This window comes from Janthinobacterium tructae (assembly GCF_006517255.1).
Classification (GTDB): domain Bacteria; phylum Pseudomonadota; class Gammaproteobacteria; order Burkholderiales; family Burkholderiaceae_D; genus Janthinobacterium; species Janthinobacterium tructae.
The window spans coordinates 6199635-6225531 of the sequence record NZ_CP041185.1 but is presented as its reverse complement, the minus strand read 5'-3'; the positions used below and the strand labels follow the sequence as shown (position 1 = coordinate 6225531).

Sequence of the window (25897 nt, the reverse complement as noted above, 5' to 3'; positions counted from 1 at the left end):
TGACTCCGTCATTTGCATCGTTGCACTGCGCGGCTGGCATCAGCCGATCACCTTCTTGACCACTTCAATCAGGCGTTGCGGATCGAAGGGCTTGACTAGCCAGCCATTGGCGCCGGCGGCACGTCCCTTCGACTTCATTTCGTCCGACGACTCCGTCGTCAGCATCAGAATCGGCACCTTCTGGTAGGTCGGCAGTTCGCGCAGCAGCTTGATCAGCTCCAGGCCATCCATGCGCGGCATGTTCTGGTCCGTCAATACCAGGTCCACGGTTTGCAGCTTGGCTTTTTCCAGCCCATCCTGACCGTCGACGGCCTCCACCACCTGGTAACCGGCGGCTTTCAGGCTGAACGCCACCATCTGGCGCAATGAGCTGGAATCGTCCACTGCAAGTATCGTTTTGGCCATCTTTGCTCCCACTTATTCCGGGCATCCTGCCCGAGTATTTGATTAATCAATCCATGCAACCGCAAGCGTTCCACACTGGCATGCTAGAACAACTCGATGTCGCCGCTTTCCAAATGCTGTTGACTGACAGCCTTGCGCAGCACGCTGCGCAACTCCAGGCTTTGAATCGCCAGCGCCATGCTGACCCGCCCCAGCAAGGCGACAATTTCTTCATTGTCGCTCTCCGGCAACATCTCCGCGCCATGCGAACCCAAGGTACCGAGGAACTCGCGCAAGCCCGTCACGCGCTTCAGGGTGCGCTCGATCAGCTGACTGGTCATGTCCTGGAACTGCAGGCTGGTGATGGCGGCATTCACGTAGCCCCCCACCTCGTCCTGCAATGCCAGCAGTTTTTCCCGCTGCTGCTCGGCCGGAATACCGCCTGCGAGCAGCATGGCGATGGTATCTTGCTGCGCAGCGACGGCTGCGTGTATCGCCATGAAATTGAAGGACAGCTTCTCGATCGCCTCTTCCAGCAAGATGCCGGTCTGCACCAGGTCGGTTTCCACCTCCGTCAAGTGCTTGCGGCCATGGTCCGACACACCAGACAGCAGGCGTTTTACATGCGAGCCAAGTATTTTCTTTCTTGTCATAAAGGTCTCATTGTTTCAATACACTACGCGTTGACAGCCTTGCGTGTTATTTTTTCGCCGCTGCCGGGCCGGGAGCTGGCGCCGCAGCAGGCGGCGCACCGGCCGCCAGCCCCGAAGCGACAGCGGCGGAAGCGGCATCAGTCACCGGCAACTCTATCGCCGAGCCATCGCGCAAGACATTTTCTTCCGTGCGTTTGTTCATGACGATGATGCTGATGCGCCGGTTGATCGGATTGAAGGGATCGAGCTTGTCGAGGTGGGCGGCGGAACCCAGCCCCACCACGCGCAATACTTTTTCTTCCTTCATGCCGCCAATCACCAGTTCGCGCCGCGACGCATTCGCGCGGTCAGCCGACAATTCCCAGTTGCTGTAGCCGGCATCGCTCATGTAGGGCGTCGAATCCGTGTGTCCGGACAGGCCGATGCGGTTCGGTACCTCATTGAGCACAAAGCCGATGGCGTGCAAGATTTCCTTGGTATATGGCTGCAGATTCGCATTGGCGAGTGCAAACATCGGACGATTCTGCTCGTCGACGATCTGGATGCGCAAGCCTTCGCTGGTGAGATCGAGCAGCAATTGGTTCTTGTATTTCTTCAGCAGGGGATCGGCATCGATGGTCGCTTCGATGCGCGCCTTGAGCGCCTGCAGGCGCTTGCCTTCCTCGCGTTCAAGCGCGGCCTTGGCGGAATTGAGGTCGAACGACTTGCGCTGCGGCTCTTCCTGCGCCTTGCGCACTTGTCCATCCTGGCGCGACAGGTCCTGGCCGCCGCCCTGGATCACGGAATTGCTCTCTCCGCTGCCGGAACCGCCCGCCATCGCCACTTTCAGCGGTGTCTTGAAGAATTCGGAAATGCCGTTCAAGTCGCCCTTCGAGGTGGAACCCAACAGCCACATCAGCAGGAAGAAGGCCATCATTGCCGTGACAAAGTCGGCGTAGGCGATTTTCCACGCCCCGCCATGGTGGCCGCCAGCCGTCTTCTTGATACGCTTGACGATAATCGGGCGCATGCCTTCATCGGCCATGGCGTCCCCCTTCCGTGTGCTGCAAATGAATCATGGTGTCCAGGCGTCTGTTCACTGCTTACTTCGTTTTCGATTTCTTGATGTGGTCTTCCAGCTCGTTGAACGTCGGGCGCTCGGTCGAGAACAGGACCTTGCGGCCGAACTCCACGGCCAGCGCCGGCGCATACCCGTTCAGGCTGGCCAGCAAGGTTACTTTCACGCACTGGAACATCTTGCTCGACTCTTCCAGCTTCTGCTCCAGCAGGCTGGCCAGCGGGCCCACGAAACCATACGCCAGCAAGATGCCGAGGAAGGTGCCGACCAGCGCGTGCGCGATCAGCATGCCCAGCTCGGCTGGGGGGATGCCCACCGATTCCATCGTGTGCACCACGCCCATCACGGCGGCGACGATACCGAACGCGGGCAAGCCGTCGCCCACCTTGGCGATCACGTGGGCCGGCACGGCGCCTTCGTGATGGTGCGTCTCGATTTCGTTGTCCATCAGGTTTTCGATCTGGAACGCATCCATATTGCCCGACACCATCAGGCGCAGGTAATCGGTCATGAATTCGACGATGTGGTGATCGGCCAGCACCGCCGGATACTTGGAAAACAGGGGGCTTTCTTCAGGCTTGTCGATATCGCCTTCGATCGACATCAAGCCTTCCTTGCGCACCTTGCTGAGCACTTCGAACAGCAGCGACATCAGTTCCATGTACAGATCTTTCGTATAGCGCGACCCCTTGAACAGGCTGGGCAAGGCGGCGATCGTCGCCTTGATCGCCTTGTTATTGTTACCAACAAGGAAGGCGCCCAGGGCGGCGCCGCCGATCATCAGCAACTCCAGCGGCTGGAACAGCGCCGCCAGATGGCCGCCTGCCAGCGCGAAGCCGCCAAAGACCGAGGCGCAGACGATGATGTATCCGATTATGACTAACAAGTGCCCTGACTCCCAATAATGGCCGGGGCTGTATGCCCGGCATGTTCAAACCTGTTCCTGCCTTCTGGTGGCCGCGCCGCCGACGAAGAGACAGCGACAAAAAAGCAACCGGAAGTTAATTCAAATGTGCTGCTTTGCAAGGCAATTCCGAGAAAATGCCGTGTGGAACTACAATAACGTGAGATTGCCCTACGGGCAAGCAAATAACGCAGACAATTGCTTAAAAGCACCATATGTAAAGTAAAGGGCCACCCTCTGTGGCGGCGATGGTCTTATCGGGTTCGCGTGCCGCGATCTGGAATTCGTAACTAAGAAGCATACTACCGGGCAACATTTCCTTTTCCGCCTTGCGCCACAGGGCCGCCATCGCCGCCGGCGACAGGTAGGCAAAGACCGCATCGTAACGACTGAAATCGAGCGCTTCGTAGTCGCCGCGCAGGAAGCGCGCGCGACTCCCCGCCAACCGCGCGCGCAGCTCGCTTGCCAGCCACGGCAGCGGTGCCAGCTCGATGCCGGAAAACTGCCCATCGGGACGCCGCCGCGCCAGGTCCAGCACCAGGCCGCCCAGGCCGCTGCCGATATCGATCAGGCGCACGCCGGGACGGTCCGCGATCAGCTCGGCCACCGCATGCCATACGCGCGGCCCGGACGGGTAAAACGGCACTTGCGTGCGAAACGTGGACCAATACAGGCTCAACAGGAAAACAAAGGCCACCAGGAACACGACCGGCGGCCAGTGCAGCAGGCTGGCCGCCAGCAGCGCGGGCGCAAACAGCAGGCCGATGGCGCACCACCAGCGCGCCAGGCCGGCGCGCCAGGTAATGAGCGCCGCCAGCACACCCTGCAGCAGGGCCACGACCGGCAAGGACATGGCCACGCCTGCACGCGCCAGGCCATACACCAACAGCAACATCAAGGGAAAGGCCAGCACCTGGATCAGGATGGCCTTGAGCGCGGGCGCGCGCAGGATTTGTTGCAGCATGGGCTAGTCAAAGGAGGAAAACGCCAGTGTAAGCGAAAGCACCATGAAAAAACCGGAGTCCGGTCTGGCGACCGGCTCCGGCTTGAACGATGCGGGGGCAGTGTCAGGTGGCCAGGCTCGGCGACGCGACAGCGGCCGCTTCATCACGCGCCTTCTTGGTCTTGCCGGCACGCGAAGGCATATGGCACAGGCCGCAGACATAATCGGCATTCAGGTCGAGGCAGTTGACGACAAACTTGCCGCCGCACTTGCCGCAGGGCGCCATATTCAGCATCTTGCTGCTGAAAAAACGCACCAGGGTCCAGGCCCGCGTCAGCGACAGCAGCGGCTCTTCACCCGCTTCGGGCGGCATCTGCTCCAGATACAGTTTATACGCCTTCATCACGGCCTCGATGCCGCTGGCGCCGGCGTGGTCGACGAGGAATTTGTGGATATTGATGAATAGCGAGGAATGGATATTCGGCTGCCAGGTGAGGAACCAGTCGGTGGAAAAGGGCAGCATGCCCTTGGGCGGCGAGACGCCCTTCAATTCCTTGTACAGATTCAGCAGGCGTTCGCGCGACAGCGACACTTCCGTCTCCAGCAGTTGCAGGCGCGCGCCCAGCTGTATCAATTCGATGGCCAGCTGGATTTCTTGCGCTTCCGATACGACACTTTTCTTGGCCATGCTGTGTACTCCGCGACTGACTGATACTGACTACCGATACTGACTGACAAGGTTGCTGAATCAAGCGATTTCTTCGACGCCCTGGCCGGCCATCAAAATGGCGGCATGCGACTGGGCCAGCGAGCGGTCTTTATTGTAGTTCGTCAACATGCCCAGGATGGCGCTGTCGTCGAAGCGGAAGCGGGCCAGCATCATGTTGCCGCCAGCGAGCTTCAGGATCTGCGCATTGCTCATGCCTTCGATCAATTCGGCGATTTCGGCGGCGATGCCTAAACGGAAGATGGCCGTTACCTTGTCCGCACGAATCATTTGCTGGGCCAGCATCAGGTAGCTCAGGTTAGCGTCGCGAATCTCAGCCATCATGTCGTTAGCAGTCATTTCCATCTCCTCAATCCGTTGAATTCAGCTGGCGTTGTCTGTTGCCAGTGAGATACATTCTGCAGGAGCAACATCAAACGCAACAGAGGCGAAGGACTGTATTTTTGGTCGGGAAATGGCGGGCAGGACCGTAGGTGTTTGTCTGACAAACACTACTCGATCATGGTCGCACGCCAGTGGTGGCGCGGCTGCGGGAGGTGGGCGTTGAAGGGGATTTACCCGGCTTCAGGCCTGTAAAAAATATCACTTTTTTACAACAACTTGATCAAAATCAAGTCTGCTTACCTAGATAACGGCTGCCTTGACAGGAACTTTAGGGCTTTTTCGAAAAATATTTAAAAGACCCGCATTCTTTTTGGCGGTTTGACGCCGTTCATGTAATTGTTGACGGCGACGAATCGCAGAACTTTAGGGCGATTTGAAAATATTTTTAAAAAATCGTGATTTTTTTCGTTGACGCCCCACAAGGCAGCACTTTCTGCCCTTCATCCCAGGCGGAAATGCCGCTTTTTGGCGGGGATTTGCTACACTGCCGGCTTGCGCACGATACTTTAGACCTCAAGCAATATCGTGCTATTAATGCAAGTATCAACATGAAAGCCTCCATGATTTCTCGACATGACTGCAGCACGCGCGATCTCGACGACCCCCTGGCGCCCCTGCGCCAGCAATTCGACTTGCCGCAGGGCGTGATTTATCTCGACGGCAATTCCCTGGGCGCCCGGCCGAAAACGGCCCTGGCCCGGGCCCAGCACGTCATCACGGCCGAATGGGGCACGGATCTGATCCGCAGCTGGAATAGCGCTGGCTGGTTCGACCTGCCCAAGCGCCTGGGCGACCGCCTGGCGCCGCTGCTCGGCGCGCAGACTGGCGAAGTGGTGATCACCGACACCACCTCCGTCAACCTGTTCAAGGCGCTGGCCGCCGCCCTGCAGATGCAGGCCAGCGATCCCGCGCAGGCCGCGCGCAGGGTCATCGTCAGCGAACGCAGCAACTTCCCCACCGACCTGTACATGGCGCAAGGCCTGGCCGCCTGGCTCGACCGCGGCTACCAGTTGCGCCTGGTCGACAGCCCCGAGGAACTGGCGCAAGCCATCGCCGCCGATTGCGCCGTCGCCATGCTCACGCACGTCAACTACCGTACCGGCTACCAGCACGACATGGCCGCCATCAGCAGCCATTGCCACGCACAAGGCGCACTGGCGCTGTGGGACCTGGCCCATTCGGCCGGCGCCGTGCCGCTGGACCTGAACGGCGCCGGCGCCGACCTGGCCGTCGGCTGCACCTATAAATACCTGAACGGAGGCCCCGGCTCGCCCGCCTTCATCTGGGTGCCGGAAAAACACCAGGCGCGCTTCCGCCAGCCGCTGTCCGGCTGGTGGGGCCACGCCACACCGTTCGCCATGGACCCGGGCTTTGCGCCGGCTGATGGCATCGCCCGCGCCCTGTGCGGCACGCAGCCGATACTCTCGCTGGCCCTGGTCGAATGCGGCCTGGAGATCTTTGCGCAAACGAGCATGGAAGCGATCCGCCGCAAGTCGCTGGCCCTGACCGATTTGTTCATCGCACTGGTGGAACAGCGCTGCGCCAGCCATCCGCTGGGCCTCGTCACGCCGCGCGAGCATGCGCGGCGCGGCAGCCAGGTCAGCTTCACGCATCCGCACGGCTATGCCGTGATGCAGGCGCTGATCGCGCGCGGCGTGATCGGCGACTACCGCGAGCCGGCCATCATGCGCTTCGGCTTCACGCCCCTGTACACGAGCTTTGCCGACGTGTGGGATGCCGTGGAGATCCTGCGCGACATCCTCGACACGCAAGCCTACGACATCGCCGCCAAGCGCGATGCCGTCACCTGAACCTGGACCAGGAAAACACCATGAGCAAAGAAAACAGCAGCGGCTGCCCCATGCATGCGGGCGCACAGCAAGGCGCCGAATGGCATGGCGCGCAAATGGATTTCAGCGAATCGATGAGCTACGGAAATTACCTGGCGCTGGACCGCATCCTGACGGCGCAGCATCCGCTGTCGCCGAACCACAACGAAATGCTGTTCATCGTGCAGCACCAGACCAGCGAGTTGTGGATGAAGCTGATGCTGCACGAAATGCACGCCGTGCGCGCCAACCTGCAAAGCGGCGATCTGGCGCCCGCCTTTAAAATGCTGGCCCGCGTGGCGCGCATCATGGACCAGCTGGTGCATGCCTGGGACGTGCTGGCCACCATGACGCCGCCCGAATATACGGCCATCCGGCCCTACCTGGGTGCCTCGTCCGGCTTCCAGTCCTTCCAGTACCGCGAGATCGAATTCATCCTGGGGAACAAGAACGCCGCCCTGCTCAACGTGCACACGACGGCTCCCGACACCTACCAGGTGCTCGATACGGCCCTGCGCACGCCATCGGTCTACGATGAAGCCGTCAAACTGCTGGCGCGCAGCGGCCTGCATATCGCGCCCGAGCGCCTGGACGCCGACTGGACCCTGCCGACCGCCTCCGACGCCTCGGTCAAGGCAGCCTGGCTGGAAGTCTACCGCGCCCCCTCGAAACACTGGGCCCTGTACGAACTGGCGGAAAAACTGGTCGACCTGGAAACAGCCTTCCGCTTCTGGCGCTTCCGTCATGTGACGACGGTGGAGCGCATCATCGGCTTCAAGACGGGCACGGGCGGCACGGCGGGCGTGAGCTATTTGCGCAAGATGCTCGACGTGGTATTGTTTCCCGAGTTATTCGCACTGCGCACGGAGTTGTAATTTAAGGAGCATCGATGTCGCCTCTCGTCCTGACCCTGGCCGGCCTGTGGAACTCCGGGCCGCAGCACTGGCAAACCCATTGGGAAGCGCGCCACCCGCAATGGTCGCGCGTGCCGCATGGGCAATGGCAGACGCCGGACAAGGACGAATGGGTGGCGGAGCTCGACCGCGCCATCGCCACCTGCGAGCGAGCGCCCGTGCTGGCGGCGCACAGCCTGGCCTGCACGCTGGTGGCCCATTGGGCGGCCAGCGGTTCACCGCACAAGATCGCCGGCGCCTTCCTGGTCGCCCCCAGTGATGTGGAAGCGCCTTCCTACCCCGCCGGCACCACGGGTTTCTCGCCCATGCCGCTGCAAGCCTTGCCGTTTCCCAGCCTGGTGGTGGCCAGCGGCGATGATCCCTACGTCAGCTTCGCACGGGCACGCGCGTTTGCCAGCGCCTGGGGCAGCGATTTCACCATGATCGGCGACGCCGGCCATATCAACGGCGACGCCGGCTACGGTCCCTGGCCGGACGGCGAACAGCTGCTGCTCGATTTTTGCGCCGCGCACCAGGCCTGAACGGGGGCGCGCACGATAGATCCGCATTTGCCCACAAGTAAGAACACAGGCAGAATCGTGGCCTTTCCATTGCGGCGCTCCGGCGCCAGCCCCACGATGAAACGTCTGCTTTTGCCCCTGCTTCTCTGCTCCGCCCTCGCCCACGGCGCGCCCTTCTACGAAGGCAAGAGCCTCGCCCACCCCGCCATCAATGCATCGCAGGACAGCGGGGCTGACGTCGCCTTTCTCAAGGAAAAAGAGGGCGTCAACGGCTATTACTGCGAGTGCAAAAGCAGCAGCGCAAAAGCCATTTTGCTCGACCAGTTCGGCAACGCCGTCATCCGCTCCGTCTTCTACGCCTCGCTGGACAAGGAAACGGACGACAGCGTGCAAACCATGCTGGTGCTGTTCCGCCAGGGTGACAAGAACGGCTTGCGCGCCTACCGCTACCACCGCAGCTCCGGCAAATACCGGCGCCTGGACGGCTTGCAGCCGGCACTGAACCGCATCGCCGCGCAAAGCGCCGCTCCCAATGCGGGGCAGGTCAAGGCCGCGCTGGCAAAACTGGCACCGATGGATTACAGCGTCGCGCGGGGCAAGAGCGGCAATGCGGATGTCGACGCCATCGACCATACGCAAGGCACCATCGTCGGCTACTACAGCGATGACGGCAAACCCGTGGCGGCAGGCGGCAAGGACGCCATCACCTACAAGAAAACCTTCCAGAAAAAAGGCGAGCGTTTTCTCACCGCCAGCTACACCCTGTACAGCGATGCGGGCGCCGGCATCCTGCCCAATTACCGCCTGTGGCAAGTGACGTGGGAAACGGCGCCGCAGCAATTCACGGGCAGCCAGGACGGCCCGTCCGTCATCTACAGCCTGGCCTGGGACGACGGCTCGGTCGTCGAGCGGGGCCAGTACGTGAAAGGCAAGCGCCAGGGACTGTGGGTGCGCGAAGGCATGCATGAAGGCAGCGAAAAAGGCCATTTCGTCAACGGCCTGCAGGAAGGCCTGTGGTCCTTCAACTATCCCAAGCAAAGCGAGAGCGGCATGTACCGGGCCGGCAAGCGCGAAGGCCGCTGGACGGTCGTCAACTATGCCGATGCAGAGGAAGTGACGGGTTTCGACACCTACGCGGGCGGCCAGCTGAATGGCCCGCACGAGCGCAGCATGGGCGGCAAGCTGCAAACGCGCGGCAACTACGTCAACGGCACGCGCCATGGCGCATGGATCACGCAAGACGGTGACGGCAGCTTCATCGACGGCTTGCGCGACGGGCCGTGGAAGCTCAAGCTCAAGGACAAGGTCACGCAAAGCGTCACTTTTGTGAAAGGCAAAAAACAGGGCGAGGCCCTCGACACGGATGCGCAAGGCGCGCTGCGCCAGCGCGACCATTACCAGGCGGGCGTGCTCGATGGCAGTCGCACGCGCTATCTGGGCCCGGCCGGCAAGGAATACCTGATCTACACGGCCACCTACCGCAACGGCCAGCTGGACGGGCGCGAACAGGCGTTCGACGACAGCGGCAAAATCCTGCGCCTCGACACGCTGTGGGACAAGGGCAAGAAGCAGGGCCTGGACGCGCGCTACTACCCGAACGGCAAGCCGGAACGCCTGGCCGTCATCGACCAGGGGCGCCTGCTCACGCACCTGCGCGAGTACTATGAAGACGGCCAGCTGCTCAACGACATCCACCGCTGCACCTTCAAGGAGGACGGCAGCACGCGCGACGATGTGTGCGAGTACCACCACATGTACTACCCGGACGGCAAGCCGCAGTACTACTACGCCTTCCAGTACGGCCAGCGCCAGGAAGGCTATTCGAACTACCCGGACGGCAAGCGCAAGGACGAATTGCTGGTCGACCGCGCCGCCGACACTTCCGTCTTCAACGCGTATTATCCAAGCGGCCAGCTCAAATGCACGGAGCCGCGCAGCGGCCACAGCACGCGCACGGTGAATGGCGAGTCGATGATCAGTTACGCCTCGGCCGACCGCGATGGCGACAATATCTGCTACCACCCGAACGGCAAGGTGGCCAGCGTCTACACCTTCCGCAAACGCGTGCTCGTCGAGTGCGGCAAGCGCTACGATGACACGGGCAAGCAGACGTTCCCTGGGCCGCAAGGCTGCCCGCCACCAAGGCAGGTGGACTATCCGATAGGACTGTGACCATGACGCAAGCAAGACAGCGGCAGTGCATCCAGAACCCCGAGCGCATCGACGCCGGGGCGATCCGCGCCGCCATCGCCAGCGGCCAGCAGGTGCTGGTGCAGTTCAATACCCTGGGCGAGCCGGAGCCGCTGCTGGCCGAGCTCGACGCCCTGGCCGCCAGCTGCGGCACGGCGCTGACCATCCGCCTCTACGGCTATGACCCGAAGCTGTTCGATGCCCGCATCCTGCGCGCGCTACCGCATGTGGCCAGCCTGTCCATCGACTGCCACCGGCAAGCCATCCATCTGGAAGCGTTGGGCGAGCTGCGCCACCTGAAGCGCCTGAGCCTGGGCGTGTACGAGCTGGCGCAAGCCGACATCCTGCAGCTGGACAATTTGCGCGGCCTCGAATACCTGAACCTGGGCGAGTCGGCCAGGAACAATATCGATCTGGCGCCCCTGCGCCACTATGCGCACCTGGCCAGCCTGGTCGTCGAGGGCCACCACCAGCACATCGACACCCTGGCCAGCGTGCCGGCGCTGCACGAGCTGTCGCTGTACCGCATCAAGAACAAGGTAGCGCTGGATTTTATCTCGGAGATGGCCCGCCTGGACAGGCTGCTGTTGCAGCTGGGTGGCCGCGAATCGCTCGCGCACATCGAGGCGCCGCTGTTGAAGAAACTGGAAGTGGTACGCGTGCGCGGCCTGGAAACGCTGGGCGATATCGGCCGTTTTCCCCTGCTGCAGGCGCTATGGGTGGAAGACCAGATCAAGCTGCGGCACATCGCGCTGGGACCCAATCCCGTGCTCGAACGCCTGGACCTGCACACCTGCAAGACGCTCGACAGCCTGCCCGGCTTGGCCACCTTGCCCGCCCTGCGCCAGCTGTCGGCATCCGAGACCATGCTCGACATCGACGCGTTGCTGGCGCAAGGCTTGCCCGCGTCCCTGACGCATGCGCGCCTGCGCACCGGCAGGAAAACACGCGACGACGCCATCGCCGCGCAGCTGGTGCAACTGGGCTACGAACAAGCGCGCCCTGACTAAAATCAGCGGCCGGCCGCCAGCTTGCGCTGCCATAGCGCCACGTCGATCATCACGCCATCCACACCCGTGTTGCGGATGTAGACGCGGTAGCTGCCCTGCCCCATGTCGCCATCGAGGTAGGCCGTGCGCTCATTGCGCTGCAGCCTGGCGCCCTTGGCCAGCTGGCGGTAGCGCTCGACCACCGCATCGAAGCTGGCATAGCTGCGCAACGCCACTTCCAGGTCGCGCGGCGGGCGGCCTTCGGCATGGTCCAGCACATTGTTCTGTTTCTTGCCCTTGAGCGTGAGCGGATAGGCAAACACGCCGGCGCCGGCCGACGTCAGCACCGTGGATTTATCTAGCAGCAGCGGCAACAGCGCCGGCGGATAGGCCGGCGGCAGCTGGGCGCGGTTCCAGCCAGGCAAGGCCGGCTGCGCCAGCACATACTCGACGCTGGCGATCTTCTGCCCATCGGCGCCCGCTTCCTTGTCGCCCGCGATCAGCGCCAGCATGGGCGGCAATTGCCGGGCCCAGGCCAGCAGGGGCGCCGCGTCGCCGACCAGCATGCCCTTGCGGTGGAATACCGTCAGTACCGCATTCGGATCGGGATTGCAGACTTTCGCCAGCGGCTGGCCCTCCAGGTGGCAATGTCCGTTGACCAGGCCAAAGGCGAGGATGACGCCGCGCTTGTCGAGCAGCATGGCGCCCCGTTCGCGGCCCTGCTTGCGGTCATTCATCGACGCCAGCAACTGGCGGCCATCGGCCAGCGCGGTACGCGTGGCGTCGCGCTTTTCGCTGATCGCTTCGAGCGCCTGCGCCAGCAGCAATTCATCGTCTTCCGTGTAGCTGCCGCGCGCGTAACCGAAAAAATCGAACAGCGCGGCGCGCACTTGCGGGTCATCGCTCAGGCGCGGCAAAGGGCCGCCGGCCAGCAGCGAGGACAGGCTTTTCCCGGCCGGTGCCGAGGGTGCCGCCTTGGCACCGGCAGGCTGGGAAAGGACGCAGGCCGCTGCCAGCAAGACGCCGCCCAGGGTGCGATAGTTCGAAAAGATGATATGCATGATTCTGTCTGTCGGGGATTTGGCCGCGATCACGGCCACGCATGGCGCGCTGGCGATTCTAGCATGGCGCCAGCCCCCATGCGGTGCGGCTGGCGGACGGCGCCTGCGCCGGTGCGGCTGTTATGATGGCCGCAATGACGACACCGACCCACGCCCCGCCCCTGCTTGTCCTCCTGCCCGGCATGGATGGCACGGCCCGGCTATTCCAGCGTTTTGACGCCGCCTTGCGCGCGCAAAGCGCCATCGCCACCCAGGCCATCGCCTATCCGGCCACACCACTCGACTATGCGGCGCTGGAAGCGTTCGTGCGCGAACGCTTGCCGCGCAACCGCCCTTTCGTCGTGCTGGCCGAATCGTTTTCCGGGCCGCTGGGGGCCGCCCTGCGCGCCGATCCACCGCCCGGCATGCGCGCCCTGATCCTGTGCTGTTCATTCGTGCGCAATCCGCGCCCGCTGCTGGCACCGCTGCGCCACCTGCTGGACTTGATCCCCTTCGGCACCCTGCCCGGCTTCGCCCTGCGCCAGGCATTGCTGACGCCCTACGCCACGCCGCCACTGCAGGCGGAACTGGCAGCGGCGCTGGCGCAAGTGCCGCCCAGCGTGCTGCGCCAGCGCCTGCGCGCCGTGCTGGAAATACGGGAAAAGGACGCCTCACCCAGCTTCGCGCGCGGCAGCCTGCCCGTGCTGTATTTGCGCGCACGCCACGACCGTCTGGTGCCGCCGGCAAACGCCCTGCAGATACTGCGGCAGGCGCCCGGCACGCAGCTGGTCGATATCGACGCGCCGCACATGCTGCTGCAGGCGGCGCCGGCAGCGGCCGCCGAGGCCGTCGCCGCTTTTCTCACGGGCCTGTCAGCCGCGCAGGAATTGGATTAGGCGCGCGCTGGCCAGCACGGCCAGCCAGCTCAAGCCGCCCGACAGCACGCTGAAGTAGATGGCCCGCAGCGGATGCTGCGGCAGCAGATACGCAAGCACGGCTGCGCCCAGCAAGCCACACAGCACAGGCTTCCACCAGCCGGGTGGCAGCAGCGCCAGCAGCAGATTCGTGCCCGCATACACGTAGAACACCAGCAGCAGGGCCAGGCCACCGGCCACGCCGCGCGAGCCAAGGCTGCCGAACAGCTGCGTGTACAGGAAAAACCCCAGCCAGCTCAACACAATAAACAGCAGGCAGCCCAGCGCGTGCGCGCCCAGGCCAGCCATCCAGCGGATCTTCATGAGGCCCCTTAAAGAAAAAGCCGGCCCTTTCACGAGGAAAGGGCCGGCTTCAGTACATCGGTCACCGCCGCCGTGTCGGATTACGCTGCGCTAATCCGACCTACGTTTTAGGCATGCGGCGGCGATTACTTCGCTGTATTGAGCAGCAATTCGTTGAGGCGTTTCACGAAACTGGCAGGATCGGCCAGCGAGCCGCCTTCGGCCAGCATGGCCTGGTCGAACAGGATGTTGGCCCAGTCGCCGAATTTGCCGCCTTGCGCATCTTCGTATTTCAGGCGCGTCACCAGCGGGTGGTTCGGATTGATTTCCAGAATCGGCTTCGATTCCGGCGCGCTCTGGCCAGCAGCTTTGAGCATGCGCAGCAGGTTGCCCGACAATTCATTTTCATCGGCCACCAGACACGCTGGCGAATCGGTCAGGCGGAACGTCACGCGCACGTCCTTCGCCTTGTCGGCCAGCACGGCCTTCATCTTGCCCACCAGGTCGGCGTACGAGGTTTCCGTTTCTTCGTGCTCTTTCTTTTCCGCCTCGTCTTCCAGCGCGCCCAGGTCCAGGCCGCCCTTGGCGACGGAGACCAGTTCCTTGCCTTCGAAGTCCTGGATAAACGACAGCATCCATTCATCGACACGGTCCGTCAGCAGCAGCACTTCGACGCCCTTCTTGCGGAAGATTTCCAGGTGCGGGCTGTTCTTGGCGGCAGCATAGTTGTCGGCCGTGACGTAATAGATCTTGTCCTGGCCTTCCTTCATGCGCGCCACGTAATCGGCGAACGAGGTGATTTGCCCGTCGCTGTCGTTGGCGGTCGAGGCAAAGCGCAGCAGCTTGGCCAGGCGTTCCTTGTTGGCCGCATCTTCGCCGATGCCTTCTTTCAGCACCTGGCCGAATTCCTTCCAGAAGACGGCGTATTTGTCCTTCTTGTCCTGCTCGTCCGCATTCGCCAGTTCTTCCAGCATGCCCAGCACGCGCTTGGTCGAGCCTTCGCGGATCACCTTGACGTCGCGCGATTCCTGCAGGATTTCACGCGACACGTTCAGCGGCAGGTCGGCCGAGTCGATCACCCCGCGCACGAAGCGCAAATAGGTCGGCATCAGCTGCTCGGCATCGTCCATGATGAAGACGCGCTTGACGTACAGCTTGATACCGCCGCGCTTGTTGCGGTCCCACATGTCGAACGGCGCCTTGGCCGGGATGTACAGCAGCTGCGTGTATTCGCTGCGCCCTTCCACGCGGTTGTGCGTGTGCGTGAGCGGCGACTGGAAGTCGTGCGAGACGTGCTTGTAGAATTCGTCGTACTGTTCCGGCGTGATGTCGGCCTTGTTGCGGGCCCACAGTGCGCTGGCCTGGTTGACGGTTTCGAATTCGTCTTTCAGGACGGTTTCTTTTTTCTCCTCGTCCCACTCTTCCTTCTGCATCACGATCGGCAGCGAGATATGGTCCGAGTACTTGCGGATGATGGACTTGATCTTCCAGCTCGACAGCAATTCGTCCTCGCCTTCGCGCAGGTGCAGGATGATGTCCGTGCCGCGGCCCGTTTTTTCGATGGTTTCGATGCTGTAATCGCCTTCGCCGGCCGATTCCCAGCGCACGCCTTCGGACGCGTCCGCACCGGCGCGGCGCGTTTCAACGGTGATCTTGTCGGCGACGATGAAGCCTGAATAGAAGCCCACGCCGAACTGGCCGATCAGGGCCGCGTCCTGCTGCTGGTCGCCCGACAGCTTGCCGAAGAATTCCTTGGTGCCCGACTTGGCGATGGTGCCCAGGTGCGAGATCGCCTCGTCACGGGTCATGCCGATGCCGTTGTCGGAAATGGTGATGGTGCGCGCATCCTTGTCGAAGCTGACCTTGATCTTCAATTCGTTATCGTTGCCATACAGGGCGTCGTTATCGATCGCTTCGAAGCGCAATTTGTCGGCCGCGTCGGACGCGTTCGAGATCAGTTCGCGCAGGAAGATTTCCTTGTTCGAGTACAGGGAATGGATCATCAGGTGCAGCATTTGCTTCACTTCGGTCTGAAAACCCAGGGTTTGCTTTTCGGAGACAGCCATTTTTACCTCATAGTCTTGTGGATGGGACGGATGCTACGGAGTTGGGGATTATATAAGCGATTTCAAGGCCCCCGTTTCACGCGATGCATTCACGCGGCGCCTTATCCCAGCGCGCGGCCCAAGAAATCCCAGACGCGCTGGTCCTGCACCGTGGCCAGGTTCAGGCGCATGCGGGTCGACGGCAGCTGGCGCGGCGAAAACAGGCTGCCCGGCGCCAGCACCAGCCCCTCGGCCAGCGCCTTTTCGGCCAGCAGGTTCGTGTCGCAGCCCGCATCGGCCCACACGAACATGCCGGCCGGCGCAGGGTCGAAGCGCAAGCCCGCCTGTTCGGCCTTGCGGTAGCTACCCTCGCGCACCTTGTCGAGCCGCGCGCGCAGGCGCTCGGCATGCTTGCGGTACAGGCCCTGCGAAAGGATTTTATACACCACGCGCTCGCCGATGTCGCTGGTGGTCAAGGTGGCCAGCATCTTGCGGTCGGCCAGGCGCTGCGCCCGCTCGGGCGACGTGGCGATAAAGCCCACGCGCAGGTTCGCCGCCAGGCTCTTGGAAAAGCCGCCCAGATAGATCACGCGGCGCAGCTGGTCCAGCGCGGCCAGGCGCGTGGCCGGCTGCACCTCGCCGCCGGGATGCATGTCGCAATAGATATCGTCTTCGACGACGAGGAAATCGTGCTGTTCGGCCAGGCGCAGCACCTGGAACGCCTTGGCCGCCGACAGCGACGTCGAGCTGGGGTTGTGCAGCACCGAGTTGATCACATACAGCCTGGGACGGTGCAAGGCCGCCAGCTCGGCCAGCACGGCGATATCGGGGCCATCCCCCAGGCGCGGGATGCCGATGACGTGCATGCCCATGGCGGAAAAGGCGCCGAACATCAGCCAGTAGGCGGGATCGTCGACAAAAATGGTCTCGCCGGGACGGGCAAACTCGCGCGCCACCAGGTCCAGTGCCTGCATCACGCCCACCGTGGTGACGATCTGCTCGGGCGGACAGGCGATTTCCAGCCCCGCCAGCTTCAGCTGCAACTGCTGGCGCAGCGGCAGGAATCCCTGCGGCGCGCCATAGCCCAGCAGCAAACTGCCGGGCTGGCGGCTGACGTCGCGCAAAGCGCGCGCCACCAGGTCGCCATCGAGCCACTCGGCGGGCAGCATGCCGGAGCCGGGCGCGGGGATGACCGGCGTCTGGCGGAACATGTTACGGATCAGCCAGACCACGTCCATCGGCTGCGCCGCCGCGTCCTGCGCGCCAGCAGGCGGCGCCGGCACGTTCAGCGGCGAGCGCTCGCGCACGAAAAAGCCGGCACCGCGCCGCGATTCGAGGTAGCCGCGCGCCACCAGCTTGTCGTAGCTGGCCACCACCGTGGCGCACGACACTTCCAGGCTGGCGGCGCACTGGCGGATCGAAGGCATGCGCGCGCCGCCGCGCAGCAGCTTGTCGTCGATGCGCGCCGCCAGCGAGCGCACGATCTGGTCGATCAGCGTTTCGCCCGAGGCGCGCGACAGCAAAGGCAGGGACGGAGAGGCGAGTGTATTGCTCATATGACCATGACAGTATGTGAAATTATGCGCAGAAGTGTATTTGTACTGTATTGCTATTGAGCCCTAGGATAGCAGTACCGGGCGGATTCATCCACATCTGCCCGTCTTTCTTCCACACCACCCGCACCAGGACAGCCATGCCATCGCCCGCCACCACCTCCCCCAGCTCCCTCCCGCGCCTCGGCGCCGACCGCACAGGCCTGTTGCTGGGCTTGATCGCCGTCGCCCTCTTCAGCCTGACCCTGCCCTTCACGCGCCTGGCGGTGGCCGAACTCGACCCCACCTTTGTCGCCCTGGGGCGCGCCCTGGTGGCCGCCTGCCTGGCCGGCCTGTGGCTATGGCAGCAGCGGGCGCCGTTGCCGCGGCGCGAGCAATGGCTGCCGCTAGCGCTCGTCTCGCTGGGCTGCGTGCTGGGTTTCCCCTGGCTGACGTCGATCGCCATGCGCAGCCTGCCCGCCTCGCACGGCGCCGTGCTGGTGGGTATTTTGCCGCTGGCCACGGCCGTGTTTGCCGTGCTGCGCGGCAAGGAACGTCCATCGCCGGGTTTCTGGCTGATGGCCCTGCTCGGCACGGCGCTGGTGGTGGCGTTCGCGCTGCGCCAGGGCGGCGGCAGCTTCCACCTGGCCGACTGGCTGATCTTTGCCGCCGTGCTGCTGGCGGCACTCGGCTATGCCGAAGGCGGACGCCTGGCGCAAGCCATGCCGGGCCAGCACGTGATTTCCTGGGCGCTGCTGCTGGCCATGCCTTTTGTCTTGCCCGTGGTGCTGTGGAACGCCTGGCCGCAGCGCGCGCTGATGGCGCAGGCCAGCGGCGCGGCCTGGCTGGGCTTTGCCTATATCTCCGTGTTTTCCATGTTTATCGGCTTCTTTTTCTGGTACCGGGGCATGGCGCTGGGCGGCGTGGCGCGCGTGGGACAGACGCAGTTGCTGCAGCCCTTCCTCACCCTGCTGGGCGCGGCCGTGCTGCTGCACGAGCCACTGACGGGCGAAAGCCTGCTGTTTGCCGGCGCCGTGATCGCCGTGGTGGCCATCGGACGCAAGCTGAAGTGATGTTCCCTGACGCCCATTTGCAACGCCCTTGCGCGCGCAGATGGGCAGAGCGGCGTGCAAGGCCGTACAATACCGCAGCACCATGGCGACGCCTATCCGGCGCCGCTTGCGCATGCACCGCCACAAGCGGGCCAACAAATCCAGCCGGCGCAGCTCGGCATCTTCTGTGAGACTCGTATGAAAATTGAAAATCCGAATCCGATCCAATGGCGCTTTGCCGAACGCGCGGAACAGCTGCAAAGCTCGTTCATCCGCGAAATCCTGAAGATCACGCAGCGTCCCGAGATCATCTCGTTTGCCGGCGGCCTGCCCTCGCCCGCCACCTTCCCCGTGGAAGAAATGAAAACCGCCTTCGACAAGGTCCTGTCGAACAATGGCAAGGTGGCCCTGCAATATGGCCCCACCGATGGCTACCTGCCGCTGCGCCAGTGGATCGCCGACTCGCTCTCGATCAATGGCAGCACCATCCTGCCCGAGCAAGTGCTGATGACGTCCGGCTCGCAGCAAGCGCTCGACTTGCTGGGCAAGGTGCTGATCGACGAAGGCAGCCGCGTACTGGTGGAAACCCCCAGCTACCTGGGCGCACTGCAGGCGTTTTCCGTCTACCGTCCCGAATTCGTTTCCGTCGATACCGATAACGAAGGCCTGGTGCCGTCGTCGATCGACCCCGTCGCCGATGGCGCGCGCCTCTTGTACGCGCTGCCGAACTTCCAGAATCCGACGGGCCGCAGCCTGTCCGTGGCGCGCCGCGTGGAACTGGTGGAAACCTGCGCCCGCCACGGCCTGCCGCTGATCGAGGATGATCCGTACGGCGCCCTGAGCTACAGCGGCGAGCCGTATCCGAAGATGATCAACATGAATCCGGATGGCGTGATCTACATGGGTTCGTTCTCGAAAGTGCTCACGCCCGGCATCCGCCTCGGCTACGTGGTGGCGCCGACGCCACTGGTGCGCCGCCTGGAACTGGCCAAGCAGGCGGCCGACCTGCATACCTCGCAGCTGACGCAGATGGTGGTGCATGAAGTGATCAAGGATGGCTTCCTGGACCGCCATATTCCCAGTATCCGCAGCCTGTACGGCAACCAGTGCCAGGCCATGCTGTCGGCGCTGGAAGAGCACTTCCCGGCCGGCGTCACCTGGACCCGCCCGGAAGGCGGCATGTTCATCTGGGTCACCCTGCCGAAGCACATCGATGCGATGAAGCTGCTCGATGAAGCCATCGCCAATAAAGTTGCCTTCGTGCCGGGCGCGCCGTTCTACGCGAACACGCCGGACACGCACACGCTGCGCCTGTCGTTCGTGACAGTGCCGCCGGAACGCATCCGCGAGGGCATCGCCATCCTGGGCAAACTGATCGCCGCAAAAATGTAATTGCACTCTCCACGCCCCGCCTGCCGCGGGGCGTGTCACTGCTGCCCGGCACCAACGGGCACGCCTCTGTCCACCCAAAAGTCGCCTTCACGACAGCAACTGCGTGTATTTATTCTTAAAAATGCCATAAAAATAATATTTCACCACTTGCCACAGCATCGATTTTTCCACCCAAGAAATTGGCAAGGCGGTATGATTTGATCGCTGCATCCAATTTGAACCCGGTCAGCATCACGGAAAATGCAGCAAACGCTGGCAGCGCAGAGTACATCGAGAAAGCCGGAAGCAATGAGTTCAGGCAGTGTGGAGCATTCCCAGCGGCGCAACGCCGCCATTTTGATTGTCGACGATGCGCCAGCCAACCTTGAGCTGCTGCGCAAGCTGATGAGCGAACAGGGTTATCAAACCTATGTCGCCACGTCCGGCGAGCGGGCGCTGGCGATCGCCCAGCGCGCCCGCCCCGACCTGATCCTGCTCGACGTGCTGATGCCGGACATGGACGGCATCGAAACGTGCCGCCGCCTCAAGCAGCACCCGCTGACGCATGGCATCCCCGTCATCTTCATGAGCGCCAGGACGGAAACGGAAGACGTGGTGGCCGGCTTCGACTGCGGCGCCGTCGATTACATCAACAAGCCGCTGCGCATGGCCGAAGTGTGCGCGCGCGTGCGCGCCCAGCTGCACATCCGCAGCAGCAATGAAACCCAGCAGGAGCAGGCCGAGCGCCTGCACACCATCGTCAACAACATGGCCGAGGGCTTGCTGATCATCGAAGCCGATGGCCGCATCCAGTACACCAACCCGGCCTGCGACCAGTACCTGGGCTACCGCGAAAACGAACTGGCCGGACGCTCGATCGCTGAACTGCTCAGCCCCCTGGTGACGCAGGAATACCTCGATTACTTCAGCATGTACGCAGCCAATCCGGAGACGGCGCACAACCACGGCACGCGCGAAGTGGTGATCCGCCACCGCAACGGCGCGGCGCTGAGCATGGACCTGACGCTCACTCCCATGTATCTGCGCCAGCCCCTGTATATCGGCCTGCTGCACGACATCACGCACCACAAGCAGTCGGAAGACGCGCTGCAGCGCGCCGCCTATCTCGATCCGCTGACAAAGATCGCGAACCGCCGGCATTTCGACAGCTTCCTGGAAAAAGAGTGGCAGCGCGCCGTGCGCAGCGGCGGCGCCCTGTCGCTGGTGGTGCTCGACGTCGACCATTTCAAGCTGTACAACGATAGCCTGGGCCATCCGGCCGGCGACAGCTGCCTGCAGCAGGTGGCGCAAGCCATCGCCTCGCACGCCGCCCGCCCGGGCGACCTGGCGGCCCGCTACGGCGGCGAGGAATTCGTCATGCTGTGCGCCGACACGGATGCCGACGGCGCCCTGCATCTGGCCGAAACCATCCGCCTGCACATCGAAGCACTGCATCTGCCGCACCCGCGCTCCGCCACCTCGCCGTGGATCACGGTCAGCATCGGCGTGGCGACCATCATCCCGCGCCAGCCGGACGACCGCGAAGCGCTGTTCGTCGCCGCCGACCGCGCCCTGTACGTGGCCAAGGAAGGGGGCCGCAACCAGGTGCGCGTCACGCAGTCGGGCAGCACGGCCTGGAAAACGGTCAAGGCCTTGGTGTTACGTTAAGGATACGGCGAACCGGGAGTAGGCCCATGTCATATGCAAAGGCACCCCGGGCCAAGCGTCTCAGGCCCGCCATTCTTAAAATTAATCAAAACTTACGCGACACGCTCAGCTTCGCATTGCGTCCCACGCCGGTCACCGCCTCGCTCAGATACGGCATATAGTTACGGTTGAAGACATTATCGACCGTCAGCCGCACTTCCGTGCCGCGCCACACGCCCTGTTTGCCATTCCACGACGCGAACAAGGTGTGCAGCGCATAGCCTTTCGACGGCGGCAGGCGGTATACATTGCCCACCGGTAGCACGCGCTCCTGCTTCGCCACGAAGCGACCCTGCCAGCCGATGCTGGCCCCCAGGTCGGGCAAGCGCCAGCCCAGGCCCGCCATCAGTTTGTCCGGCGCAATCGTCGACACGGGCTCATCCTGACCCCACGGGTCGCGCTGGGAACCGGTGCGCGTGCCGCGCTGCTTTGACAGCGAGGCGCTGGCAAACAGGCGCGGCGCGTTGTAGTAGGATTCGACCTCCACGCCCTGCGTGCGGAAACCAGCCAGGTTGCGGTAGTCGGACAGCGCCGGCGGCACCTTGCCCGATCCCGGCACATAGCCTTCGATCAGGATTCCCAGGCGCGGGCCGATATTGTCGCTGACGCGGTTCTGGTACGCGGTCAGGCGCAGCTGCACGTCGTCGCGCTGCATGAACACGTTCTGGCGGTGCAGCATGACACCCGCGCGTACGGCCGTCACGCGCTCGACGGCCAGGTTGCGGCTGGTGCCCGGCGTCGATGAACCGAGCCGCGGCGACACATAATATTCATTCGAATACATCTCGTCGATGGTCGGCGCGCGCCAGGTCCGGCTCAAGTCGCCGAACAGCGCCATGCTGCCCGACGCCTTCCAGAACAGGCCCAGGCGGGGCGACCAGTCTTCATGCACTTTCTCGCTGAAATCGTGGCCGGCGGCCGGCAGCGGGCTGTTGTAGCGCGATGCCTTGTTCGGCACGCCCTCGGAAACGACTCTGTCGTGACGCAGCGCCGCCGTCAGCGTCAGGTCGCCATACGTCATCGCATCCTGCAGATACAGGCCCGTGGTTTCCTGGCGCCCGGCCGGCATGTAGTAGGGCTGGAAGTAGCCGTAGTTGTAGCTGGGATCCTTCAGCGCCGTCGACGACGGGTAGTACATCAGGGTATCGCGCACGTTCTTGTGCCATTGCAGGCCCGTTTGCAGCACGTGCGACACGGCGCCCGTCGCAAACACGCTTTCGTTGCGCACTTCCGCGATGCGGTCCACGTACGAAGCCCAGCTCTCGTTGCCCAGCGAACCCAGGTAGGAGCCCAGCGAGGCGGACGGCAGGCGCTTGTCATGCTGGTCCGTGTGCGAATAGCCGGCGCTGGCCGTCAGCTTGATCCATCGATTATTTTGCGGCGCATACTGCCATTTCACGGAGTACGTGTCGTCGTCCTGGTCGCGGTACACGGCCTTGCGCTGCCACGCCTCTTCCAGTCCGTACTTCCTGATCTCCGCCTCGGTCGGCGTGGGCACGTCCTCGCCCATGGCGGCGAACGGGCCCCAGCCCGTGCTGCCGCTCTTCATGGCCGTCAGGGTCAGCAGCTGCTCCGGCGTCAGGCGGATATTCAGCTTGGCCAGGCTCGATGGCGCATCGATGGCGGAAAAGCGGAATGGCTTGCCATCGGGTTTGCGCAAATCGTCGGACTTGCGTTGCGTGGTGAAGGCCATCGCATCGAAGCGGCCGTCTTCCGTGCGGCCATAAACGGCCACGGTGGCGTCGTTTTCCGCATTGTTCGAATGGCGCGAATACTTCAGCATGGCGCCCACTTTCTCTCCGCCTTCCAGCAAGTCTTGCGCATCCTTGGTCTCGACCGTGATGACGCCGCCGAAACCGCCATTGCCATACAGGCTAGTATGCGCGCCCTTGTTTACCTCGATCTGCTTGATCAGTTCCGGCTCGATGAAGATGGAGCCCTGGCGGTATTTTTCAAAGCCCTTGGGCACGCCATCGAGGATGACTTTCACATCCTGCACTTTATTAAAACCCCAGATATTGAGGCTCTGGCCGCTGGGACGGGCCGTGCCGGCCAGGTCCACGCCGGGCAAGGTGTCGAGCAAGGACGCGACATTGTCGGCCTGCTGGCGCTCGATGTCGGCGCTGTTGATGTACGAGCGCCCGGCCGTGCCGGCGCTGATGGCGTCGCCAAACACGCTGATGGCAGGCATCTGCACGGCGTCAGCCTTCTCGGCCTTGTCGGCCATCGCTGCCGCCCACGCATGGCCGTGCGCGCCGCCCAATGCCAGCGCCAGTGCGGCGGCCAGCGGGGTCCATCCTTGTTTGCTGCTGCTCTTCATCGCTATCCTTGCCTGGGTTTGCTTGTTACTCGATGTTGCGGGAGTGAAAATGCTGGGCAGAGGACAGGCGGTGCACGATCAAGCGGCGGCGTTGATGGAAGCGTTGCGGCGGAACTCTGCCCGCGCGGACACGCCGCCGGCGCATGGCCGGCGGCGCACTGCAGTTACCGGCATAAGTTGCCTTGGTGAAATGCGGAATACATCATATATTGGATGCGAATGATTCGCAATACGATTTGATGCGTTTTATTCCGGATAGCCGGTGATGTCGGCGATCTCGCGGTACAGGGGCTGCAGCCGCGCATACATTTTCTGGTACACGCGCCGGTACAGCTGCTCGTAGATTTTGCGGTGCTCGGGATGGGGATGGAATACCTTGCCCTTGCGCGTCATGGCTTGCACGGCGGCGGGAAAGTCCGCATGCCAGCCCAGGCCCACGCTAGCGGCGATGGCCGCGCCCAGGCCCGAACTCTCATACACGTGGGCGCGCGCGGCGGGCAAGCCGAAAATGTCGGCCGTCAGCTGCATGGCCGCGTCGCTTTGCGAGCCGCCGCCCGCGATGCGCAGCTCCGTAATGGCCATGCCGCTGCGCCGCTCGATGCGCTCCTTGCCTTCGCGCAGCGCATACGCGAGTCCTTCGAGGATGGCGCGGTACATATGCGCGCGCGTGTGCACGTCGCCAAAGCCGATCATGGCGCCTTTCGCTTCCGGGCCAGGCACCTTGATGCCGGGACTCCAGTACGGCTGCAGCATCAGGCCCATGGAGCCCGGCGGCACGGCGTCGACCAGGCGGTCGAACAGCGCTTCGGCAGACAGGCCCGTACCATCTTCGGCGGCCGCCGCCCGTTCGCGGTCGCCGAACTGCTCCTTGAACCAGTTGACCATCCAGTAGCCGCGAAAAATCTGCACTTCCGTGCTGTAGGCGCCCGGCATGGCGGCTGGATACGGGGGAATGAAGCGCGTCACTTCCACGTACTTGCGGTTGGTCGTGTTGATGGTGGCCGTGGTGCCGTAGCTGAGGCACGCCACATGCGGTTCGACGCAGCCCGCGCCCAACACCTCGCACGCCTTGTCGGCGGCCGCCGCCAGCAAGGGCGTGCCCTCAAGAATGCCCGTCGCTGCCGCCGCCGCGGCCGTGATGGCACCCATGCGCGTGCCCGGCGTCACCAGCTCCGGCAGCATGGAACGCTGGATCGCCAGCGCCTGCCACTTCCAGTCGAAGCGCCCGGCCCAGGCGTGGCGCTTGTAGTCGAACGGAATATACGCCACTTGCGATCCGGTCGAATCAACGTAGCGTCCGCAGAGGCGGTGGTTCAAAAAGCCCGACAGCAGCAGAAATTTGTGCGTGCGGCGCCAGATGTCGGGCTGGTGCGCGCTGATCCAGTTGATTTCGGCCTCGCGGCGGAAGTAGGCGATCGTGCCATCGAGGCGCATGGCGCGGAAGGCCGCGCGCCACCACGGCGCCAGTTGCGGAATGTCGCGCGTGCTGCGCTGGTCCAGCCAGGTGATGGCCGGGCGCAGGGGGATGCCATGTTCATCCACATTGACCACCGTGCCGCGCTGCGTGGTCACGGCCACGCCGGCCACCGAGGACTTGGCTATGTCCGTGCTGCGCCACAGCTGCTGGCACGCTTCGCACACAGCTTGCCAGTAACCGTCGGCGTCATGCTCGGCCCAGCCGGGGTGCTCGGAATAATACGCTTCGAGGAACACTTGTGCCCTGGCCGCCAGGTTGCCGTCCCGGTCAAACAGCAGCGCGCGCACGCTTTGCGTGCCATTGTCGATGGAGAGGATATACGGGCCATTGCCCGCTGCGCAGGCCATCGCTTATGCCACGCTGGCCAGCGCAGCGCGCAGCGCGGCCAGCAGCGCCTGCGGATCTTTTTCCGGCTGCGCGCTGAACACGGGCGCTTCCCAGTCCTGCCCGCGCACGGCCACCACGCGCAAGCGTCCCTGTTCATTCCAGGCCGGATACCAGCCCACGTCGACGATGTCGCCATTCGCGCACGTGATTTGCAGCAGGTCTTCGCCCAGGTCGTCGACGAGACCCTCCACGCTCTGGCGCAGGTCCAGCGGCGACAGGCTGTCATAGGTGATGCGGGCGTCGCCCAGCGCCAGGGGCTGGCCAAACAGGGTGGT

At 63.4% G+C, this 25897-nt stretch carries 23 protein-coding genes; 9 read left to right on the top strand and 14 right to left on the bottom strand.

Features of this window, described 5'->3' with window-relative positions:
- Positions 1-39: 39 nt before the first annotated feature.
- The 7 genes from FJQ89_RS27500 to flhD form a co-directional block, all read right to left on the bottom strand.
- Positions 40-405, bottom strand: a complete 366-nt coding sequence (locus FJQ89_RS27500) for a response regulator (RefSeq protein WP_034758362.1) — start codon at positions 403-405, stop codon at positions 40-42.
- An 83-nt stretch (positions 406-488) separates the two neighbouring features.
- A complete protein-coding gene (locus FJQ89_RS27495; protein WP_071078262.1) occupies positions 489-1037 on the bottom strand; it encodes a chemotaxis protein in 549 nt (182 codons plus the stop codon).
- Positions 1038-1083: 46 nt separating this feature from the next.
- The gene (gene motB / locus FJQ89_RS27490; protein WP_141172490.1) at positions 1084-2061 is read right to left on the bottom strand and encodes a flagellar motor protein MotB; all 978 of its coding nucleotides are present in this window, start codon (positions 2059-2061) and stop codon (positions 1084-1086) included.
- A 58-nt stretch (positions 2062-2119) separates the two neighbouring features.
- Positions 2120-2980, bottom strand: a complete 861-nt coding sequence (gene motA / locus FJQ89_RS27485) for a flagellar motor stator protein MotA (RefSeq protein ID WP_141172489.1) — start codon at positions 2978-2980, stop codon at positions 2120-2122.
- 220 nt (positions 2981-3200) lie between these two features.
- Positions 3201-3962, bottom strand: a complete 762-nt coding sequence (locus tag FJQ89_RS27480) for a class I SAM-dependent methyltransferase (protein ID WP_141172488.1) — start codon at positions 3960-3962, stop codon at positions 3201-3203.
- Between the two features lie 103 nt (positions 3963-4065).
- Positions 4066-4629: a flagellar transcriptional regulator FlhC gene (gene flhC, locus FJQ89_RS27475; protein ID WP_141172487.1), complete on the bottom strand. Its 564-nt coding sequence runs from the start codon at positions 4627-4629 to the stop codon at positions 4066-4068.
- A gap of 60 nt (positions 4630-4689) precedes the next feature.
- Positions 4690-5007, bottom strand: coding sequence for a flagellar transcriptional regulator FlhD (flhD, locus tag FJQ89_RS27470; protein WP_034758381.1), 318 nt, complete (start codon positions 5005-5007; stop codon positions 4690-4692).
- Between the two features lie 605 nt (positions 5008-5612).
- On the opposite strand from flhD, the gene kynU reads away from it, so the two are divergent.
- The 5 genes from kynU to FJQ89_RS27445 all read left to right on the top strand — a co-directional run bounded on the left by kynU (position 5613) and on the right by FJQ89_RS27445 (position 11495).
- The gene (gene kynU / locus FJQ89_RS27465; RefSeq protein WP_141172486.1) at positions 5613-6863 is read left to right on the top strand and encodes a kynureninase; all 1251 of its coding nucleotides are present in this window, start codon (positions 5613-5615) and stop codon (positions 6861-6863) included.
- A gap of 20 nt (positions 6864-6883) precedes the next feature.
- Positions 6884-7756 (top strand): tryptophan 2,3-dioxygenase, encoded by an 873-nt coding sequence (gene kynA, locus FJQ89_RS27460; RefSeq protein ID WP_243136309.1) that lies wholly within the window; start codon positions 6884-6886, stop codon positions 7754-7756.
- Between the two features lie 14 nt (positions 7757-7770).
- Positions 7771-8316 carry an RBBP9/YdeN family alpha/beta hydrolase gene (locus FJQ89_RS27455; RefSeq protein WP_141172485.1) on the top strand — a complete coding sequence of 182 codons (546 nt, stop codon included), beginning with the start codon at positions 7771-7773 and terminating at the stop codon, positions 8314-8316.
- A gap of 96 nt (positions 8317-8412) precedes the next feature.
- Positions 8413-10467 carry a toxin-antitoxin system YwqK family antitoxin gene (locus FJQ89_RS27450; RefSeq protein WP_141172484.1) on the top strand — a complete coding sequence of 685 codons (2055 nt, stop codon included), beginning with the start codon at positions 8413-8415 and terminating at the stop codon, positions 10465-10467.
- A 2-nt stretch (positions 10468-10469) separates the two neighbouring features.
- On the top strand, positions 10470-11495 hold the full coding sequence (locus tag FJQ89_RS27445; RefSeq protein ID WP_141172483.1) for a leucine-rich repeat domain-containing protein: 1026 nt from the start codon (positions 10470-10472) through the stop codon (positions 11493-11495).
- Positions 11496-11497: 2 nt separating this feature from the next.
- On the opposite strand, the gene FJQ89_RS27440 is transcribed toward FJQ89_RS27445, so the two are convergent.
- The gene (locus FJQ89_RS27440) at positions 11498-12535 is read right to left on the bottom strand and encodes a hypothetical protein (protein ID WP_141172482.1); all 1038 of its coding nucleotides are present in this window, start codon (positions 12533-12535) and stop codon (positions 11498-11500) included.
- Positions 12536-12669: 134 nt separating this feature from the next.
- Here FJQ89_RS27440 and FJQ89_RS27435 point away from each other — a divergent pair, with 134 nt between their 5' ends.
- Positions 12670-13410, top strand: a complete 741-nt coding sequence (locus FJQ89_RS27435; RefSeq protein WP_141172481.1) for an alpha/beta fold hydrolase — start codon at positions 12670-12672, stop codon at positions 13408-13410.
- Here FJQ89_RS27435 and FJQ89_RS27430 read toward each other — a convergent pair.
- The 3 genes from FJQ89_RS27430 to FJQ89_RS27420 all read right to left on the bottom strand — a co-directional run bounded on the left by FJQ89_RS27430 (position 13387) and on the right by FJQ89_RS27420 (position 17332).
- Complete coding sequence (locus tag FJQ89_RS27430) at positions 13387-13752, bottom strand: hypothetical protein (RefSeq protein WP_141172480.1); 366 nt, start codon at positions 13750-13752, stop codon at positions 13387-13389. The genes FJQ89_RS27435 and FJQ89_RS27430 overlap by 24 nt on opposite strands.
- Before the next feature lie 125 nt (positions 13753-13877).
- Positions 13878-15797, bottom strand: a complete 1920-nt coding sequence (gene htpG / locus FJQ89_RS27425) for a molecular chaperone HtpG (protein WP_141172479.1) — start codon at positions 15795-15797, stop codon at positions 13878-13880.
- Between the two features lie 101 nt (positions 15798-15898).
- Positions 15899-17332 carry an aminotransferase-like domain-containing protein gene (locus FJQ89_RS27420; RefSeq protein ID WP_141172478.1) on the bottom strand — a complete coding sequence of 478 codons (1434 nt, stop codon included), beginning with the start codon at positions 17330-17332 and terminating at the stop codon, positions 15899-15901.
- 137 nt (positions 17333-17469) lie between these two features.
- Between FJQ89_RS27420 and FJQ89_RS27415 the strand changes: the two genes are divergently transcribed.
- The 3 genes from FJQ89_RS27415 to FJQ89_RS27405 all read left to right on the top strand — a co-directional run bounded on the left by FJQ89_RS27415 (position 17470) and on the right by FJQ89_RS27405 (position 21399).
- Positions 17470-18381, top strand: a complete 912-nt coding sequence (locus FJQ89_RS27415; protein ID WP_141172477.1) for a DMT family transporter — start codon at positions 17470-17472, stop codon at positions 18379-18381.
- 177 nt (positions 18382-18558) lie between these two features.
- Complete coding sequence (locus FJQ89_RS27410; RefSeq protein ID WP_141172476.1) at positions 18559-19752, top strand: aminotransferase-like domain-containing protein; 1194 nt, start codon at positions 18559-18561, stop codon at positions 19750-19752.
- 288 nt (positions 19753-20040) lie between these two features.
- The gene (locus tag FJQ89_RS27405) at positions 20041-21399 is read left to right on the top strand and encodes a diguanylate cyclase domain-containing protein (protein ID WP_141172475.1); all 1359 of its coding nucleotides are present in this window, start codon (positions 20041-20043) and stop codon (positions 21397-21399) included.
- An 85-nt stretch (positions 21400-21484) separates the two neighbouring features.
- Here FJQ89_RS27405 and FJQ89_RS27400 read toward each other — a convergent pair whose 3' ends face one another.
- From FJQ89_RS27400 to FJQ89_RS27390, 3 genes are all read right to left on the bottom strand, one after another.
- A complete protein-coding gene (locus tag FJQ89_RS27400; RefSeq protein ID WP_141172474.1) occupies positions 21485-23758 on the bottom strand; it encodes a TonB-dependent hemoglobin/transferrin/lactoferrin family receptor in 2274 nt (757 codons plus the stop codon).
- A 246-nt stretch (positions 23759-24004) separates the two neighbouring features.
- Positions 24005-25582: an FGGY-family carbohydrate kinase gene (locus tag FJQ89_RS27395; RefSeq protein ID WP_141172473.1), complete on the bottom strand. Its 1578-nt coding sequence runs from the start codon at positions 25580-25582 to the stop codon at positions 24005-24007.
- Between the two features lie 3 nt (positions 25583-25585).
- Positions 25586-25813 (bottom strand): hypothetical protein, encoded by a 228-nt coding sequence (locus tag FJQ89_RS27390; RefSeq protein ID WP_141172472.1) that lies wholly within the window; start codon positions 25811-25813, stop codon positions 25586-25588.
- Between the last annotated feature and the right edge of the window lie 84 nt (positions 25814-25897).